This window comes from Flavobacterium sp. DG2-3 (genome assembly GCF_030730925.1).
In the GTDB taxonomy this organism is placed as follows: Bacteria; Bacteroidota; Bacteroidia; order Flavobacteriales; family Flavobacteriaceae; genus Flavobacterium.
Window position 1 is genome coordinate 266,666 of sequence record NZ_JAVAMB010000007.1, and the last position, 18,978, is coordinate 285,643.

Annotated in this window: 5 protein-coding genes; all 5 read right to left on the reverse strand. The window is 33.5% G+C overall.

What is annotated here, in order from left to right; genetic code table 11:
- Positions 1–6: 6 nt before the first annotated feature.
- Complete coding sequence (locus Q9Q97_RS12415) at positions 7–11,616, reverse strand: thrombospondin type 3 repeat-containing protein (RefSeq protein ID WP_306157437.1); 11,610 nt, start codon at positions 11,614–11,616, stop codon at positions 7–9.
- A 16-nt stretch (positions 11,617–11,632) separates the two neighbouring features.
- On the reverse strand, positions 11,633–12,349 hold the full coding sequence (locus Q9Q97_RS12420; protein WP_306157439.1) for a hypothetical protein: 717 nt from the start codon (positions 12,347–12,349) through the stop codon (positions 11,633–11,635).
- 6 nt (positions 12,350–12,355) lie between these two features.
- Complete coding sequence (locus Q9Q97_RS12425; RefSeq protein ID WP_306157441.1) at positions 12,356–14,566, reverse strand: hypothetical protein; 2,211 nt, start codon at positions 14,564–14,566, stop codon at positions 12,356–12,358.
- 45 nt (positions 14,567–14,611) lie between these two features.
- Positions 14,612–17,635, reverse strand: a complete 3,024-nt coding sequence (locus tag Q9Q97_RS12430; RefSeq protein ID WP_306157443.1) for a hypothetical protein — start codon at positions 17,633–17,635, stop codon at positions 14,612–14,614.
- 119 nt (positions 17,636–17,754) lie between these two features.
- Positions 17,755–18,978, reverse strand: a 1,224-nt coding sequence (locus tag Q9Q97_RS12435; protein ID WP_306157445.1) for a hypothetical protein, incomplete at its 5' end; no start/stop codon positions are given.

The window sequence follows — 18,978 nt, forward strand, 5'->3', positions numbered from 1 at the left end:
ACTTTTTTAATTAAACTGCATAATAAGATTTGTGCCCGAATCTTTTTCAGATCTGATAGCTCGAGTATTTTGATAGTCAATATTAACTTTTACATTTTTATTAAGTCCTAACTCTTTAAAAATTGATTTCAATTTTAATAATCCAGTATAAAAAGCAGCCCTAGTATTTTCAACTGTATTTGCCTTACCACTATAGGCATTTCCTGAGATTGTTATAGAGGTAATACCTGGACTATTATTTAAATTATTTACAATAGTTTTCAAAATTTTCTTCGCTGGGAAAGTGCCCACATTTCTATCTTTAAAATCAAAACCACCATTATCAACAGAAGGAAAAATCAGACCTTGCAAGTTTTGAGAAAGTACCTGACCTCTCTTAAAAACTGGAACGGCCGCTTTAATTTTGGGGGTACTAGATTTTGTTTTTTTGTCAACTATTGAAATGGCAGAAATCTCTGTTTCTTTAAAAATTTCCTCCTTGTGCTTTATAGCTATAACTGGTTTATCATCTTCTATTGGTGGAGGATTTATTTCTTTGCTATTATCATTAGGATCTACAGCTGGAATACTATAAATTCTAGTTGTAGAATTATATGATCTTAGCCAAGGTACATTACTGTATGTAGTTTCTGTTACTTCCGTTGGCGCACCAATATCCCCTTGTTCAAGAATTGTTTCACCACTCTCGACAAAGCGTCCTTTACTTCCACCAGAATCCCAAATTTTCTTATTTACGATAGTTCCCCATTCTTTTATTATTATTATTTTCTTCCTTGTTTTGCATAATTCCTCCAATCCATCTAAGTCAATAGCCCAAATTGGTCTATTACCAGCAAATTGATAAGGTGTATAATATGGATATCCTGCAAAAAGCGGATCCAATGACAAAAACCTTCCTATTCTGGCATCATATATCCTAAATCCATAATCGTATTGAACCCCTTCACCTTTTATTTCATCATCTTTCTCTTTCCCATTAAACCCATAACGGTAGCTGTCATCAGACTTATGTCTGTTAGGCACCAGCATTCCAAAAGGATAGTAATCTGAGTAACTAAATATATCTGGACTAAAGGTAGTAAAACCAACTGTATTTTCAGTCGATTCTACACTTGTTGTTACATTATCTAGTGTGTAAACATCGTCTACATCATCTTTAGCTCTAGTACGTGTCCATTGGATGCTACTAACAACACCAGCTGCTGTAAAAGTTATACTTTTTCTTCCAGAATTATTTTCTATCTGATTCTGAATACCAGTACCCGCATTTTGCACTTCTACTTTCAGTTCTGGACATGTTATTAAATCTAAATCATAAGATACCGTATACTTCTTCCCTGCTGTTGTTAACATCGTTAACATTACACCTTGCTTAGCAGCGCCTTCAGTAATTTTCAATTTGTTATCCTCAGGAACAGCTTGACCTGAAGTACCTCCCAATTTATACCAAGTAGTATTTCCTACAATAGTTTCCCATCCATTAAAATCATAATTGTTAAGCGTTTCTTGACCTGGTTCATTTGCAGCTCTAAACAATTTTCTATCGCTTATTACACTTAATACGTTTCCTAAGTGATTTGATAATTCGTAACGTTTGTCACCAACTAAACGAGTAGAAGTTTCTGGAACAGCTACAATAGTTGTTTCTCCTTCTCCTTGATCTAATCCTTCACAAGCGTCGCCAATACCATTATGGTTAGCATCTTCCTGCAATGGGTTTTTTGTTGTTTTACAGTTGTCACATGCATCTCCAATACCATCACCATCAGTATCTACTTGATCGTAATTTGGAATTGTAGGACAGTTATCACACTGTTTCAATACTCCGTTTACCATAACGTCATCTCCTCTTCCGTCTCCATCAGTATCAATCTGAAGCGGGTTTGGATAAGCGCAGTTGTCACAAACATCTCCTACTCCGTCTGGAGCATATCCTAATGCAATTTCAGTCGTATCTTCTTGTTTCGGGTTAAATACATCTGGACAAATATCATCTTTATCTTTTACTCCGTCTGCATCACGATCACTTTCTGTTACACCACAGAATGTTGAAGCATAAGAAACATTACTTAATATCATGTTTAAGCTTGTAGAAGAAACTGGCTGCCCCCCTGGACCTTCATCAAAACCAAACGCATTAATTTTTAACGGTTCTGTTCCTTTTCCGTTATCAATACTATATGTGAAATCACACATTTCACTTAGTAAAGCTGGCAACTCTACGAACTCACCAGGTTTATCTTCTATTTTAACTTTACCTAATGTATTAGCAGGTAAAGTAATTTTTAAACGACCGTCATTTCTTTTTAAGTGTTCAGTGTTTTCACCATTTTTAAGCACTTCTGTTTTTGAAACTGTAGAATAAACGTTTCCATTTAATACAATGACTACCTCATAAGCTGCCGTTTTTGAGTTTAACCTAACTTCTGCATTAAAATCAAATGCACTTTCTGGAATTGCTCCTGTTTTGGTGTCAATTGTAAAATCTGTTCTCTCCAAAGTACTTCTAAAAGAGTATTTCTTTTTACCTTTTCTATTGTAATCATTGTGATTACGACGGTATTTATATAAAGATACCGTTGGCACATAACCAGTTAATTCATTTTTCTTAACGGTTAATAATACAGAGCTTCTATAAGAGAATGAATTCTTTTTTGGAAAACTTCCTTCTACAGAAGAACCATGTAACGCCGCAATCACATTATCCTGATCTTTAGGAGTAGCGGAATTAATTTTGAAATGAGAATTTAATGTAATTACTTTTGTTCTAGTTGTTTTATTAACAAATAAATTTAATTTACTATTTGAATCTCCCCAAGCTGCAAAATCATCTTTGTAATCAAAACTCAAACCATAAGTTGGAGGAACGTCTTCTACCCCCTTCATCGCAACCATAGATCTTGCAGTCATTAAATTTGCTTTCTCTGCGAATAATGCAAAAGTTTCTCCTGAAATTTCTTTTGTTCGATCATATTGTTCGATACCTAGACGACTGCTTCCGTAGATGTTATGTTCTGCAAGATAATACTTAGAACCTGCACTATTGGTTATCATATCATAAGTACTCAAGACATTACCTTGCGCATCTCTTTCATAATATGTTGTCGTGCTAGAAGTTGGTGTAACAACTCTTTTAGATGCTCTATTACCTAATCCATCGTATTCAAAGCTTATTACAGTACCGTTCTTTTTAGTCACCTTGTTAACTTTACCGTCAACACGCCATTCAATATCAATTCCTTCCAATTTATCAGACGTTAACTGTCCAATTTCATCATAAGTGTAGTTATCATCAGGCTGGCTATCTATATCTAACGATGTATCATTTGGATTTTTATCGTTATTTGTAAATACTCCCGCACCAACAGCGTCTTTTACATGCTGCAGCTGATTTGATCTTGTTTTATAATTATACGCTGAAGGATCTCTATCCAGATGCGTTATAGTTTTATAACTGTATGTCAAATTATCCATTTCGGCAATAGAACCGTCTGCTTTAGGAGCAAAAGCGTTCAATGCCATTAAATTTCCATTTCTATCATACTTGTAGCTTGAACTATATGAAGGATTTGAAACGCCAGCTAAAATAGATTTACTATTCATGCTCTTAATACGGTTCAACTGATCGTATGTATAGCTATTGTATTGAGAACCCATCGGGTTTCCGTTAAGATCCAACAATGACGTTACCATATCCTTGATATTTCCATTGTACAGATTAGCAGTACTTTCTCGGTTTCCGCCATTAGTTAAGCTGAAAACAGTTGAATTCGTATTATTTGATCTAGACAGATAATCTCCTTTATAGTAATTTAAAGCAAAACCGAAGGCATCTTTAGCTACATTTAATCCATCTTTGCCTGCATCTGTTTTATCATTGTTTAATTCTTCTGAATTAACTCCTTTTAACCAGCCTTGAATTGTGTAGATATAATCTATTCCTTGAACTTGCTTATCTCCAATTTCTACACGAGCAAGAGGACCATGCTCATAATACAGATAATTGGCTTCTTTTTCCCAAACTGTATTGTCTTTACTCGTATAAACTTGCTTGATTCTATTATCAGCATCGTAATCATATTTATGAATAAACTGATCTACTTTTTCTGGCTGATAGGTAACCTTATTAACATTTCCGCTTATCAAATCGTAGTCGTATACTACTTTTTTAATCTGCTGATTTAAGCCATTTAATACTGAGTTGTTATTGGTATGATGCAATAATTCTTTTACATTTCCATGCACATCATAGTCATACAAAATTGCATTATTATACCCCCCTGATGCTTGAACCGTAGTTGGTTCAGTAAGCAATTGATCAAAATACAATATAGCCGTAACTCTTTTTTGACTGTTGTTTACACCATAATCTGTGAACCAGCTTTCTGAATTCTCCAAAGGATTATCATATATAGTCTTTGTTACCTGATCTGTTTTTGAAGCCACATTATAGGGATAATGATCATTAATAGCATTGACTTTAATTAAAGTTGCATTTGGAGCAGTACTAACTGCCAATCTTCCTAATTCGTTAATTACCGCAGGAGTTTTTAATGTCAACTGACCAGCCTCCATAATACGACCTAATTTATCATAACGTATATAACTTAATTGAGAAGCTAATTTTTGTTTCGCATTTTGAGAAGCAATAATTCTTCCTAACTCGTCATAAGCAAACTGACTTATTCCTCCATCTGGAGTTTCTTGCCATACTAACTGATTTAATGAGTTGTAACGATATTGAGTCTGCAACTCGTTTTTCGGTGCAACTTGCAATCCGTTTACATCAGCTAAATCAACTTTTTCACTATCATTTGCCCTTACTGTATTGATTGTAATATCTGAACCCGGCAATAATCTATCAACTCCTTCTGGCGGAACTGTTTGAATTAGGTTACCTGCCTGATCATAGTAATACAATGTGTATTGGTATTCTTTATCTGAAGCTGTTTTTGTCAGCGTTTCAGTAATTCCTTCCAATGCTTCTTTAGTATAGTTTCTTACAAACTCTTCGCGTTTAGCGGTATAAAATGCTTCTTCTAATTGTTGTTTGTTAGCTTCTTTTACAGTTGCTGCATATAATTCACAAGGTGTTTTTGTACCTGGATTTTCAGGCACTAAACTAAATCTTGGAATCATTACGGCAGGCACACATTTCTGGTAATCAGCAACATATTTATCAGCAAATTGATTCCATGTTAATGCCTCTTCTGTAGGATTTGGCACATCAATTAGAACTAAATATTTAAAGTATTCGTCAATTACACCACGAGTATCTTTATTACCATAGTGTAATCTAGTAGCTCCAAATTTATTAATGTCTACAAATAATGCATTACTGCTTTTAATCGTTCCTTTTTTAAATTCTTTTAGTTTTGTTAAATAGTAGATATAATCGTCACTGATGTAACCAAAATTGGCTTCACAGAAAAACTTCCCATTATCATTTAATTTTTCAGGAAGTACGTAACCTGGAATTATTGTATTCAAATCAGCTTTAAACAAACTCCACTTCTCTGCACAAACTACAGGTTCTGGAATTGCTGGAACACAAAGCTTTGGACATACTTCTTCTACTAAATCAGTTGATCTCACAATAGCTTTTGCTTCAGCAACAGATAAGTTATGTTCAAAAGTAGTTACTGTTCCGTCAGCATTTAAGCGTGCTTCATAATATGCTCTATTTCTTAATGGTACACTTGCTATTGAGTTTCTTGCCATCCTTGCTGTTCTAAGCGATTGCAATTTATACTCTAAAAATTCGCATACACCTGCTGTATATCCCCAAGTTTCATCATAATTAACATAATTAAAAATGTTTACTTTACTAGTTTTTGCAATATTATTTATGTCTGTATAATAAACATTTACCCCAACAGTACCTGAAACATCAATGTAATTGATTTTCTTAAACAAATTAGCATTCACTTGCAAACTTATGAAGGCATCTGTTTGACCTGTGCTATTTTTAAAATGAATTTGGAAATAAGGATTCCCTCCACCATTAGGGTTAGATTTAGTAACTGAAAAAGTTGTTAATTCAATAGGTGTGTTGTACGTTTCTGGATTCTCTTCTAAATAAATATTTCTAGCTACCTGAAATTTTTCTATTAAACCTAATTCTGTTATAAAACGATTCATCACAGAACTTGAAGCAGAATTTCTATACTGTCCAAATGAGTTTAATTCAATTGCTTCATTAATAACCGCTCTTAAATTATCTTCATATTTAAGCTCCACATCTTCTGGAATTTTACAAGTATTTATTCTTGTAATATCACAAACGTCACCTAGCTTGTTACCATTTGTATCTTTTTGATCTGGGTTTGGAACAAATGGACAGTTATCACATAAATCGTTTATACCATCTCCATCGGTATCAATTGTACCGCAAGGATTGTCACAAGCGTCTCCTATCCCATTGTTGTTGGTATCTTTTTGATCTGGATTTGGAAAATCTTTACAATTGTCACAATTATCAAAAACACCGTCACCATCGCTATCAATAGTACCACAAGGATTTGGAGAATTTCCATCACAAGCATCTCCAATACCATCATTATCACTATCTCTTTGATCAGGATTTGGAGTATTTTTACAATTGTCGCAATCATCCATAACACCATCACCGTCACTATCAACTACACCACATGGGCTAGTAACATCGCACTCGTCACCAATTCCATCTCCATTGTAGTCGTTTTCACCACATACCGAACAACAAGTAAAGTATAAAGGTCTTTTGTTATTTCCTGTCGAAATTCTAGCATTAATCTGGCGTAAACCAATTAATCCTCGAAGTCTTACTTTAACTAAATTGTATGGACTATTGATTAATAAATCTCCAACTGAAATTCTTGAAATTGCTTTGCTTCCTAAAGCATGAGAACCAAAATTAAGCGCTATACGTTTTTCTCCATTTACAGAAATATCAGCCTGATTTCCAGAATTATTCCATGTAACTGCATCTCCAGGCTGTATACCAAAATAATCATGAAGATAACTTCCTGCAAAAGCTCCATTTGCTGTAATATCTAAATTTGAGTTTCTTAATGTATTTTCACGCTGTAAAGTCAACACTAAATTATTAAAAGCTTCACTAAATCTTTCTTGTTTTCCACAAGTAACGTCAGCTTTTAAAGGATAATAATCTGCAATATTTATTTTGGTTGTACCTTGTACAAGAACCTCTTCTGGAGTTTTACAAGTTTCATTGCTTCCTTTTCTTTTTATAGTAGCAATAATTTGAAATTTATATGTTCCTAAATCTTTATCATACGACTTTGGAATGTAATATAAATTCTTAAAATCTATAACGTCAGCCCAATTAAGACTGTTGCTTCCTGTACCACACGGATTAACATGTGCATTCTCATTTACAAACTGTAAAGTAATAGGTGTTGCAATTGATGCGCCTCCTCTAACAAAACCAATAGATAGCATATTTGATGCATCTTTTGCGCTTGTAATTCCAGGAATTTCATTTGATGCTCCTAATATAAAAGTAGGATATACCTGGGCATTAAAAAGACTGCGCGTCAAATATGGCATGCTGGTGGTTGGTATCGGATTTGTTACAATTAACCCCTGATCCTGAATCTTTGGATCTACCATTCCTTTTAAGAAATTTTCAAGTGCTAAAAATCCTGGACTTTTTCCTGTTTCTAAATAAATTTTTGTTTCAGCTTCTGCTGTTGCAGCTGCCAAAATATCCATATCATCCATGCTAGAATCATAGCCATAATCTGCTCCTACAAAACGTTTTGTTTTTGTTGCAAACAATGTATAAAGCTCATCTGAGCAAACTAAATTTATTCCTGTACTAGCTGGAGTAGTTGGTATTGCTACTTTATCAGGATCTGGTGCTAAAGCTATTAACTTCTCAAGTCTTTCATAATTTGTATCTGAATAACCTGATGTAACTCCAGTATATTTTTTTAATATGGTTACAAAATTATCTGAGCTATCAGGATTTCCGATGCACTCATTATAGTTATTGTGCTTTATGGCATCTATATGCGCCAAAACAGTACGTGTTTTATCTTTTAATCCAATGTAGTAAGCTTTAAAATTGGCCCAAATTCTTTGCTTGGTATTTAACTCTACTATATTTCCTGTGCTTCCAAGAGTTCTGATTTTATCTAATAATCCTGATTGTGTAAGGCTTAAAAAATTTGCAAAAGCAGATTCATGAGCAATTCCATTAGAATAATAAGCAAAGTAATAAGCTGTTTGAAGCATATTCATACTCTTTCCTCCTGCTTTCATACCATCATAATTTGATGTTAAAGCTTCGCGCATGATATCTCTTCTAACTGCAAAATCTTCGTTTGTTTCTTGCAAGAAGTCATTTTTAGAACTGTAGAATGGATCATTTGTAGCATTAATATTCAACAATTGCTCTAATACACCTCCAGCCGCAAAGATTGCTTCATTTGGCTGAGTCATTTCCTCAGTGTAATATTCTTTTTCAAGTAAATCAGCATCAAATGCGTTTGAATTTATACCTGCAGAATTTTGCTTCATGCAAAGTCCTAAATTATATTTATAATATTGATATTCCGGGTGAAACTTAACAAGAGCATTTGCCCAGCTACTTTGCCAGATACTTACAAAATAAGCAACATCTTTTAGATATTTTGGTTCTACTAAATAATCATTTGGATCGTCACTATTTGGATCGCGATCATTATTAGTTAAGATAATATCTTCTAATGCTGGCTCGTAAATATTTGCTTCTGGCTTTCCAGGAACTGTACTTACTAATTTTACTTTAATTTTTGAAACCGATCCATCGTCATTTTTATAAAATCCTCCATCAGGATTTTTCCACGTATTATTTGAAATTTTTACTGTTACATCCTGATTTGTATCTTCATCTCTATACGTTTCAGTATGGAAACCACCGTATGACAAATCATTATTAACATTAAAAATACTTAAAGGATCTAGTGGAGCATCTATGTCTTCATTTGCTTCTACAGCAGCATCGTCAACATCTAATTCTATTCCTTGAACAGAACCATATTGCCCATGTGGACTCATGTCTTTTAATAGCATTCCAAGATTTAGATCGCAAACATTTACTGGCTGCTCACATAATTCTCTACAACCTTTTAGTAGGTTTTGAAATTCAAATCTAAAACTATTCTCATAACTAGCTCTATCTGTTCCTTGTAACTCAAGAACAGTAAGCATATTTTTCGCAACATAATTATTTTCGGCAATAGTTATTAGGTATGCTCTTGCATCAACATTTCCTAATTTGTTATCAGTCTCACCAAGATAGGTTTTGAAAGAATTGTATTGGTCTTCTGTCAAATTGCTTTTAGCCAAACTATCTTCACAGCTTTTACAAGTAATGTTACAATTTTCAACTGTAACATTTTCTTCTAATGCTGTTAAATCTGGCAAGCAAATTTTATTATCTTTTAATTGTTTGATGTAATCGTCAGCATAACGTTTTAATACCTCGTTATCAATACGAAGATCTTTATTAAAAGAATAGGCTCCTACTCTCAGAAACTTTTCCTCATGTAATGCATTGTAAGTTCTTATCGGAAGTTTCAATTCAGACGAACTAGTTGCTGTTAGACTATATTCTCCGATTTTTGCTGTTAAAGCATCATTTCCAACTAGCAATTCGTTGCTGCAATCGTCTTTAAGACTAATTGCCCAATCATATACATATGGATAAAATTTACCGTTTAAACAAGCATCTGTAAATGCATTTTTCGTTTTAGTAAAAGAATAATCAAACGTCATTGCTTTACTATGTACAACAGGAACAACAGTATTTAATTTCAACCCGTCTTTTAATATCCCATTTTCGCCAGATGCATAAACAGTGTTTCCATCTGCCAACATATCTGAAGTAATCACCGCGTGAAGTTTCGCATCTTTTTCATCATCTAAAGCTTCCAGACTACCTTCTTTATCTCCAGCTAGTGCTGTTGCAATAGTTCTTCCTTGCGGATCTAAATAGCTTACACTTACCTGACCATTCGGGTCAATAACTGTATTCTTTTTATAATGCAATCTATTTCCAACTTTATAACCAAAAAGGCGGTTTAGCTCTTCTTGCGATGGCTGAGAATAAAAATAACGCATTTCATGTCCATTACCAATCTGGTGGTCAGGACCTACTCCTCCTTTACTTTTAATACGTCCTGTATTATCAGGAGTGTATTCAATTTGAGAAAAAGGATAACCCTGAGCATCTGGAACAAAATCTTGGAAATTATCTGTTTTTGCATTATTTACAGAATAGTACTTACCCGCTCCAGAAGTATTTGCTAATGAAGGAACTATAATTGGTTTACAAAACCTTATACTGTCCTTTACATCCCAGTCAAAATCTCTATGAGTAAATATAGAACCTGCAGCATTTTTATTAAGGTCTTTATAAAAGTGAATTGCTGACGATTGCAACGGGCTCGGCAATACTTCGATTGCTGCTCTACCTTGGTTATCGTAAATAACTTCGCCTACAACTGCTTTATTATCTGAATTAATTTTTGTAACCGTCTGACGATTACGTAAAGAACCATCAAAATAACTTACAACTTCTTTTTTCTTCCCATCCTCGGCAAAAGAAGCTTGATATTGCCAGTTTTTTTCACCTAATTCATGAGATTTATCTATTTCAATAAAAGCCCAGTCACTAACAGCATTTAATCTATGACTAACTTCAGAAACAGACCATTTTCCGTTATAAACTTTAGTAATATCATCCAAAAATCGTCCAACTGCTCTAACTCTGTATATAAAATAACCACTAGAATAAACAAGAGGAATACTGTAAGAAGTCTCTTTTGTTTGAATTCTTGTGCTGTTTAACATAAATTCTTTTTCTGTCAAAGCAATATCGCTAGCTGCTTTTTTAGCACCATCAGATCCAAAATTGTCAATCCAAGCCCATTCTAATTCATACTCCAAAGCTGGAGCTTTTTCATTTTTTTCCCATTTAATTACAATTTCATCAGCTTGACTCGCAGTAGAAACTTTAGTAGGTGTTAATCCATTATTATACTTAACAAATTCTGCAGTTGGTATAGCAGTAGTATTTTGTAAATTATAGTAGCGATCTGTAGTAAACTTTACAGCTAAATAAGGAGAAGTATGAACTCCCGCAGACGAATATGTTATAGAGCTAACTTCAACAATTGCTTTATGGATTCCTGGAAGTTTATAAACTAAGTAATCCTTTACGTTAATTCCTTTTGTTACATTATCATGTGTAATTTTTAATGAAACCTTAAAAGGGTTATCGTGATATTTTAACTCACCATTTTCGATATAGCTATAATCTTCATCTCCTTTATTATTATAAGGAATGATTGTTAAATTTACGGTACAGTCATAAATTTCTTTATAAGCTTCTGTTTGTGTAATATCATCTTTAAAACCAAAATGAATTGACACTCCATCATTCACCGAAACAAATAATTTCTTAATGTTTAAGTCTGAATATCTAGGATCCTCTACACTCAATTTTGGTTTACCAGACAATTCACTGCCTTGCTTGTAAGCAATAATTCCTTCTTCGTGTTGTCCAAAAGAAAACAAACTAAAAAATAAAAATAATACTACTATAAAATTTTTGCTGATATACATATATCTATAATTTATCTTAATTATTATTGGCAACATTTCTTTGATCTACTATCTCGTATTTTTTTAATTGCTGAGACAAGACAATTTTTCCTCCAGAAGATGTAAAATAGTTCTGACTATTAAACACTGATACGCTTACTGGATTTCTACTAAAGTTACTGTACGTTACTTCTAGCCTCGGATAATGTGAATCTGGTTTACGATAATCCTTAGAAAAATTAGATGGCGCATTATAAAAGAACACCTGTTTTTGTATAAAATAGGTTTTAGAAACTCTTACTATTATTTTTGAATAAGGCAAACCTGTAAAAGAGTTCGTTTTTAAAGTTATTTCCCAAAACGATTTCAAATCAGTACACTTTTCAATCTTACACATTTCTAATAGTGCCTTCAGATTCAAATCTCCTTTATAATCTGGTATAGGCTTATTAATCTCAATTGCTTTTTCGGGATGACTGACTCTCAAATTAACCTTCTTCGTATTTAAAGTTTCGGTATTCCCTATTTTAGTGTACATATCATTTTGTGCATTTTTGTAGAAAACTCCCGTATAAGTTTCTTCTACCTTTTTTGCATCAAAATCCTTAAATAAATTGTACGTTACTTTATACTGAAGCGGTTTGGCAGCACCATACTGTTCACCTACTTTTTTTAATATCTCTTTTGCATCTTGCGAATACCCAAACGAACAGCATAGTAAACCCAAAACGCCTATTAATCTTCTTAAAAACATTTCTAATTATTTTGGATTGATAAAATTACCTGAGCGTGTTTCTTGAATAGTTTTTACACCTTGACTTGTTTCTTTTTTAACACGCACTAATCCTCCTTCGTTATCATACTCGTAAAAAGTACTGTAATTATTTTCGTCTAATTCTGACATCAATTTGAATGTTTCAGGATCGTAAACAAAAGCTTTAACACTTCCGTCCACTGGATGAATTCTCAAATCATCAAAATAAATTGGAATACCAACGTTCTTATTATTCAATACCACTCCAGCAGTTATTGTCTTTTCTGGAACAATAAATTTTCCTGAAATTCTCTGCCAGCCGTCAATAATTGCACCTGATGGTTTTAATGTAACACTTCCAATTATCTGTGATGGCGCATCTGGATCACTTGGATCTGGATCTGCAGCTTGCGGATCATCGTAAAACACAATATTGATTTCTGAGTTTTTATAATCTTTTAGCTGAATATTTGTATCTTCTTTTACCCAAGCACTCAATAAATATTCTTTATTAATTTCTGGTTGGAAAGATATACAGTTCGCACAATAATCTTTTTCAGATAACTTTCCACATCCTACTCCAGCTTCTACGATTCCATCTGAGAAATAAAAAGGCTCATCGCTTAACATTGTAAAATCATTATGAGCAAAATATGTTGCACTGTCAAAACCATTAATACGTTCAATTGGAAATGCGTTAGTATTATTTTCATTGAAATTAAACAGGTATTGTAATGATTTACCTAAATAAGCCGAATTGGTAGAATCGAAACTTGTCTTCAATAATGAAGGAACAAAATTAGGATCAGCGCTACGAGCCATCGTTTTACTTGTTTCTGCATTATCAACATAGAAACCGTTGTTAATACCTACAACATATAAATGCGGCTTGTTTTCACTTTGGTCAGGAGAGTTTTGATAGTTATCAAATTTCTGCATTAATGTTTTAAGACCTTCTGGATTTGTTGTCTGACAACCGTCTGTAATTAAGAAAACTAATTTTGGTTTAATTTTAAAGTTTGTATTTAAAACTACACTCAAACCACTTTTCCAATAATCAGAACCTTCGCTTATACCTGTCTGTCCGTATCTTCTTCCGTAATTATCAATCCATCTAGATATATACCCGCCATTTAAAAGATCAGCTTCAGATACTGAATATTCAAGAACATGATCCGTACGAGTGTCTTTATCAGTATCTGAAAGTCCAATTAATGAAATGGTCATTTTACCGTCACCATCTTTATTAGACTTAATTTGTGCAGCAATAAAAGATTTTAATTGTGCTCTAATTCTTTTTGCTTCAGTATCATCGATTGATCCAGATTCATCTAGTACGATTGCAATGTGATTTTCACAGACTTGAGCAGGTTCACAATCTAAAACAGTAATTTTTTCCTCAAATACAGTTTCACATTTTCCAGTTCCTGTTGCTGTTAGTTTAATAACAAAATCGCCAGGAAGAGTTGGCGTATACGTATATAAACCATCAGTACTTTTATACAATTCATTTACAAGAACTCCTGCAGCATTTGTAGCCGTCCAAGTATATGTTAAATTAGTTTCTGTTGTTTCAAAGGCAAAATTTATAGGTTTTCCAACACAAAGTTCAGAATCTTCTACTTTAATATTCTTTGTAAAATAGGAGATACAGCCACTTGGATCTTTTATTTCTAGTGTAATTTTGTATTTTCCAGGTACAGTATATTTTTGGTAAGCTATTGGCGTCGTAGCTGAATCTTTTTTTGTTACATTATCTAAATCATAAAAAATCCACTTATATGCCATATCTGGCGAAGATGGTTCAAGAAAAAACTTAGTGTTTGCACCTTTTTTCACAACCAAAGTATCTTCAACAATAGCTGCTAAATTAAATCCTCTTGCTGAAATATTTGATTTATTAAGTCCACTTGGTTCTAAAAGTACTGGATCTTTTATAGAGTAACTAATTTGCACATTGGCATTTTGATTCACAAGAATCTGTTTTCTATCTTTACTTTCAAATAGTTCTTTTTTTCTACTCTCTCTTAGCCTACTTATTTCAATATTTATAACTTCATTAGTCATACCACCTTTTCTATATCCCTCTGTTAATGTTGGCACATCTATACCAAGGACATTATCTGGAATATCTTGAGAATACGTTGAAGTAATTGAACCAAGAACCATACAAAGAGTAAGGGCCCAATATTTTCTTAATTTAAAACCTTTTAACATAATTAATTCTTTATGTATTAATATTTTATATGCTTTAGCTAGAAACTATTCTCCTGTTTTTATTTCACCGCTCATTGGATAACAAAATCTCGCAGGACAGAACTCAATATTTTTAACCTGTGTCTTGTTGTTACATTCAGAAATTACTGACCCGTTATTATCTACAACTCTTCTACATGTTGTTAGATATTTACTTGACGTAGCATATAAAGTGGTATCAATTTTTAAGTAGGAAGGATCTATAGCCCCTACTTCTGGATTGTAGTTCACTCCATTTTCTTCAATAAACGTAACGTCATTTTCTTCACTATTTGCATCAAAAGAAAACTTTATACTGGTAATTTTATTTTGGGCATTAACCGTTGATACAAACTTGTAGATTTTATCACCTCCTCCACTAGTGATGTAAGGTCTAAGAGCAAGTAATTCATCAGGACTACTTCCATTTATTTGAGCGTCTGTTTCTCCTTTTATTTTTCTAGTAAGAATGTTCTTCATTAAGTTCTCAAATAAAACTTTCATTTCTCCTGAGTAAGCATTATCTAAAGTACAAGAATTACATCCGATGATACTTTCATCATTTTTTATTACCAGCGTGTTAGAATTTGCAGACACTAGATCGCAAATACCGTCTTTAATAACTTTAAATGCAAAACTGTTATATGCAGTTTCTATAGTTCCTGTAGTTCCTGTAGCTCTTCCTTTATACATTACCTCCACAAACTCTCCAGGCAATAGTGTAAAATTATTTAGGAATGTTGCTTTTAGCCAATTTGCATTATTACAGGATTGTGTCCATATTGGTGCATTCCCTGACAATTGAGGCGGACATAACATATCTCTATCCATTGTAGGAGAGTTTAAAGCATAAGAGAAATCAACAGCTGGTGTTACAGCGGCATTAGTAAAAATGGTTGGCTGATCACAATAATAATCCATATTAAGAGTACTGTTTCGTGAATTAGAACCAAATTCAAACAAATCTCCAGCTTGAGGTCTTAGATTTATTAATTCAGAAAGTGTAACAGGATTAGATCCCACGTTAGAAAATTGCATTTTAAAATCAACAACTTCTCCATTTCTTACATTTATATTATTATCTTTCCATTCGTTGGCAAAAGAACACTTGACAAACATTTTACTTTTTACATATGTGTAAGCTAATACAGTAATAAGATTTGGACTCAATTCTCTAACTCCCTGAGCCCCTGCAATAGTCGTTGTAATAGGTATTTTAGTTCCTGCTGTAACATTATCCCTAGGTCGTACGTCAAATTCGATATAAAGATTTTTCCTTGTGCATGGAAAACTAAATCCAGATAAATTTACATTCCCACTTTGTCCAACTATTGGAGTCGTTACGCTAACATCTCCAAGTTCTGGAACTGAAAATACTGGTTGTCCTTCTAAAAGTTTGAAAGGGCCAGCATAATAATAATTCCAATTATCATAAGAATATCTAAACCCACCCTCATAAATTAATTGCTTATCTATTTTTATAGAAACACTGTTATTGGTGTCTGCAGTACCATAATTTTCAAGTTGAAATCTATATGTTAGTAACTCTCCTGGAATAGCTGCTGCATTATAATTATTTTCAGATAACGGCTGATTTATTTTTCTCACTTGATTATAAGTAGTCAAACTCGGTGCACAAGGAGCAGTAGAGGGATAGGAAGTAGTTTCTAAAACTACTGTTCCATTTGATGTAAATGTTGCTTTTACAGGTAGTGTTTGACTTCCTTTTGGCGGATTTTGTTCGTCGTATTTCAAATATATATAAAAATACGAATGAGGCACCGAAATGGAACAATCCGTCGAAAACTCAACTTTACGAGTTAATGCACCTGGAAAAGGTGTCGCTTGTTTATTGCCTAGAGCATCAACATATCTTATTTCATAATTTGTATCACATCCAGTTTTATAATAATCTTCAGCAGATGTTACATAAAATCCAGAAGGAATCTCTACCGATAAAACCCTATTTTCATAATTCTGGTAAAGTGGTGGTACGTTAAGGGTAAGTGCAAGTAAAGGATTTTGATGTGAACAAGAAGGGCAGGGTAAATTTGAACCCACATACATCTCAAGTGGTTCCAAAATTATTGTTCCTCCACCTCCAGTAGGACAAATTGCATTTGAACATTGTGAAGGATTTACACTTGTAGTTGTTGAAACTATCTCTTTTACACTTTCCATATCAAGTCCACAATCACTTTTTGTACCTGTTAAATATGATTTTATACTCTTTGCTCCACTTGTACAATCATTTCCACCACCACTAACGCATGGGTATGTTACGTATAGATCGTAAGCTAATGTATTTGAATATGGGCTTAAAAGTAAATCTGGTATGTCAAAAACAACATTTTGCATTCCGTTTGATGTAGAAATAGTAGGATTTACACTGATATAAGTATTTTCCTTATAAAGGCCCATGACATTAGCGCATTTATCCAATTCTAAGTTAACTTTTGCATTTTTAATATTAAAACCCTGATTATTTGGATTTTCAGCGTATACTTTATAACTAATAACAGTATTAGGACATACGGGTTCACTTATATATTTACTCAAAACAATCCTAGATTTCGCATGATTAGGAGTCACTGAAATTACTTTAGCACTTCCTGATTGATTTGAAGGGACACCACATCCAACATTAGTTGTACTCGCTAGAATATCCTCTGAAAAATAATCACAGGTACCTGGCTTAAATTGTGCCGCAATGTCCATGGTTAAGCTTGAACCCTGTTTTCCATCATTAATAATCCCACTAATTGTCAGTATTGTTATACCTCCATTTGTTGAAGGACTAACTACCACTCCTTGAGGTAAAGGACCATTTGAGCCTGGGAGATAAGTTAGCGTACCAATATTTAGAGTTATAACCTGACTTGTACACTGTTCTGCAATAGTACTAGTTGGATTTAATCGAATTATAAAAGGCCTACCATTTGGTTTTACAATAGAATCAGGAATACTCAAAAAACTCTGCCCAATGGAATAATTAGATAACAATAATATCCCGATAATAAGAAACCAATGCTTTTTAAAACAATTTGTCATATTTTCTAATATGTTAATTTTATATTTTTTGCTTACTTTATTTCACAATAGAGCAAGAGAATCTATAAACAGTTTTGCAACTGCTACAATTTCAATCTATAATAATTCGTCTTTTCAGACTAATTCAAAATTTTTATTTTACCAATAATAGGATCGCAGGTTTGCGTTACAATCACATCTCTGTAAAATGTAGTTTCTGTACCATTTTGCTCTTTAATTATAAGAGTTAAACGGTAGTTCCCCGGAATAGGAAATCTTTGCAATGCAATAGGATCTGTAATGGTATCCTTTAAGGTAACATTATCCAATTCGTGGAAAATCCACTTATATGTTAGGTTATTTACTAATGTTGATGACGCACTACTTTTATCAGAAACAGCCAATTGAGAAGATGTCTTTCTTGCTGTAAAAGTTGTTGTTAACGGTTCAAATGAAAAACTGATAGTATCTAACGTTGTCGGTTTTTCTATTGAGGCAATAATTTTACCTTGTAATGGTGTATAGTTTAGAATTGTAACCTCTTTATTCGTCGTAACAGTAACTCCATAAGAATCAACAAAAGTGTAAACAACTTCTACAGTTCCTGCCTGAATACCCTCTACTACTCCTTCATTAGTAATTGTTGCTACACCTGTACCATTTTTTATACTCCAAACTCCTCCTGCTGTTTCATTCTGGAACGCTGTTGATGGTTTTGAAATTGAAATTGTATCGGGACCTGTGATAGCTGATAAAGCAGTAGCTGCTTTTATTGTAATTTCTTTGCTGGTCGTAACAGTAACTCCGTAAGCATCGACAAAAGTGTAAACAACTTCTACAGTTCCTGCCTGAGTTCCCTCGACGACTCCTTCATTAGTAATTGTTGCTGCACCTGTACCGTTTTTTATACTCCAAACTCCTCCTGCTGTTTCATTTTGAAATGCTGTTGATGGTTTTGAAATTGAAACTGTATCTGGCCCCGTGATAGCTGGCAAAACAGTGGCTGCTTTTATCGTAATTTCTTTGCTGGTCGTAACAGTAACTCCGTAAGCATCAACAAAAGTGTAAACAACTTCTACAGTTCCTGCCTGAGTTCCCTCTACGACTCCTTCATTAGTAATTGTTGCTGCACCTGTACCGTTTGTTATACTCCAAACTCCTCCTGCTGTTTCATTCTGGAACGGTAATGATCTTAGTGAAACTGAAACTGTATCAGGCCCTGTGATAGCTGGTAAAACAGTAGCTGCTTTTATAGTGATTTCTTTGCTCGTCGTAACAGTAACTCCATAAGCATCGACAAAAGTGTAAACAACTTCTACAGTTCCTGCCTGAGTTCCCTGTACAATTCCGCCTTGTGTTATTGT

Bases quoted from the DNA above. Each gene is read 5' to 3' on its own strand.
- Q9Q97_RS12430 (WP_306157443.1), bottom strand. From the start codon at position 17,635: ATGACAAATTGTTTTAAAAAGCATTGGTTTCTTATTATCGGGATATTA.
- Q9Q97_RS12415 (WP_306157437.1), bottom strand. From the start codon at position 11,616: ATGTATATCAGCAAAAATTTTATAGTAGTATTATTTTTATTTTTTAGT.
- Q9Q97_RS12420 (WP_306157439.1), bottom strand. From the start codon at position 12,349: ATGTTTTTAAGAAGATTAATAGGCGTTTTGGGTTTACTATGCTGTTCG.
- Q9Q97_RS12425 (WP_306157441.1), bottom strand. From the start codon at position 14,566: ATGTTAAAAGGTTTTAAATTAAGAAAATATTGGGCCCTTACTCTTTGT.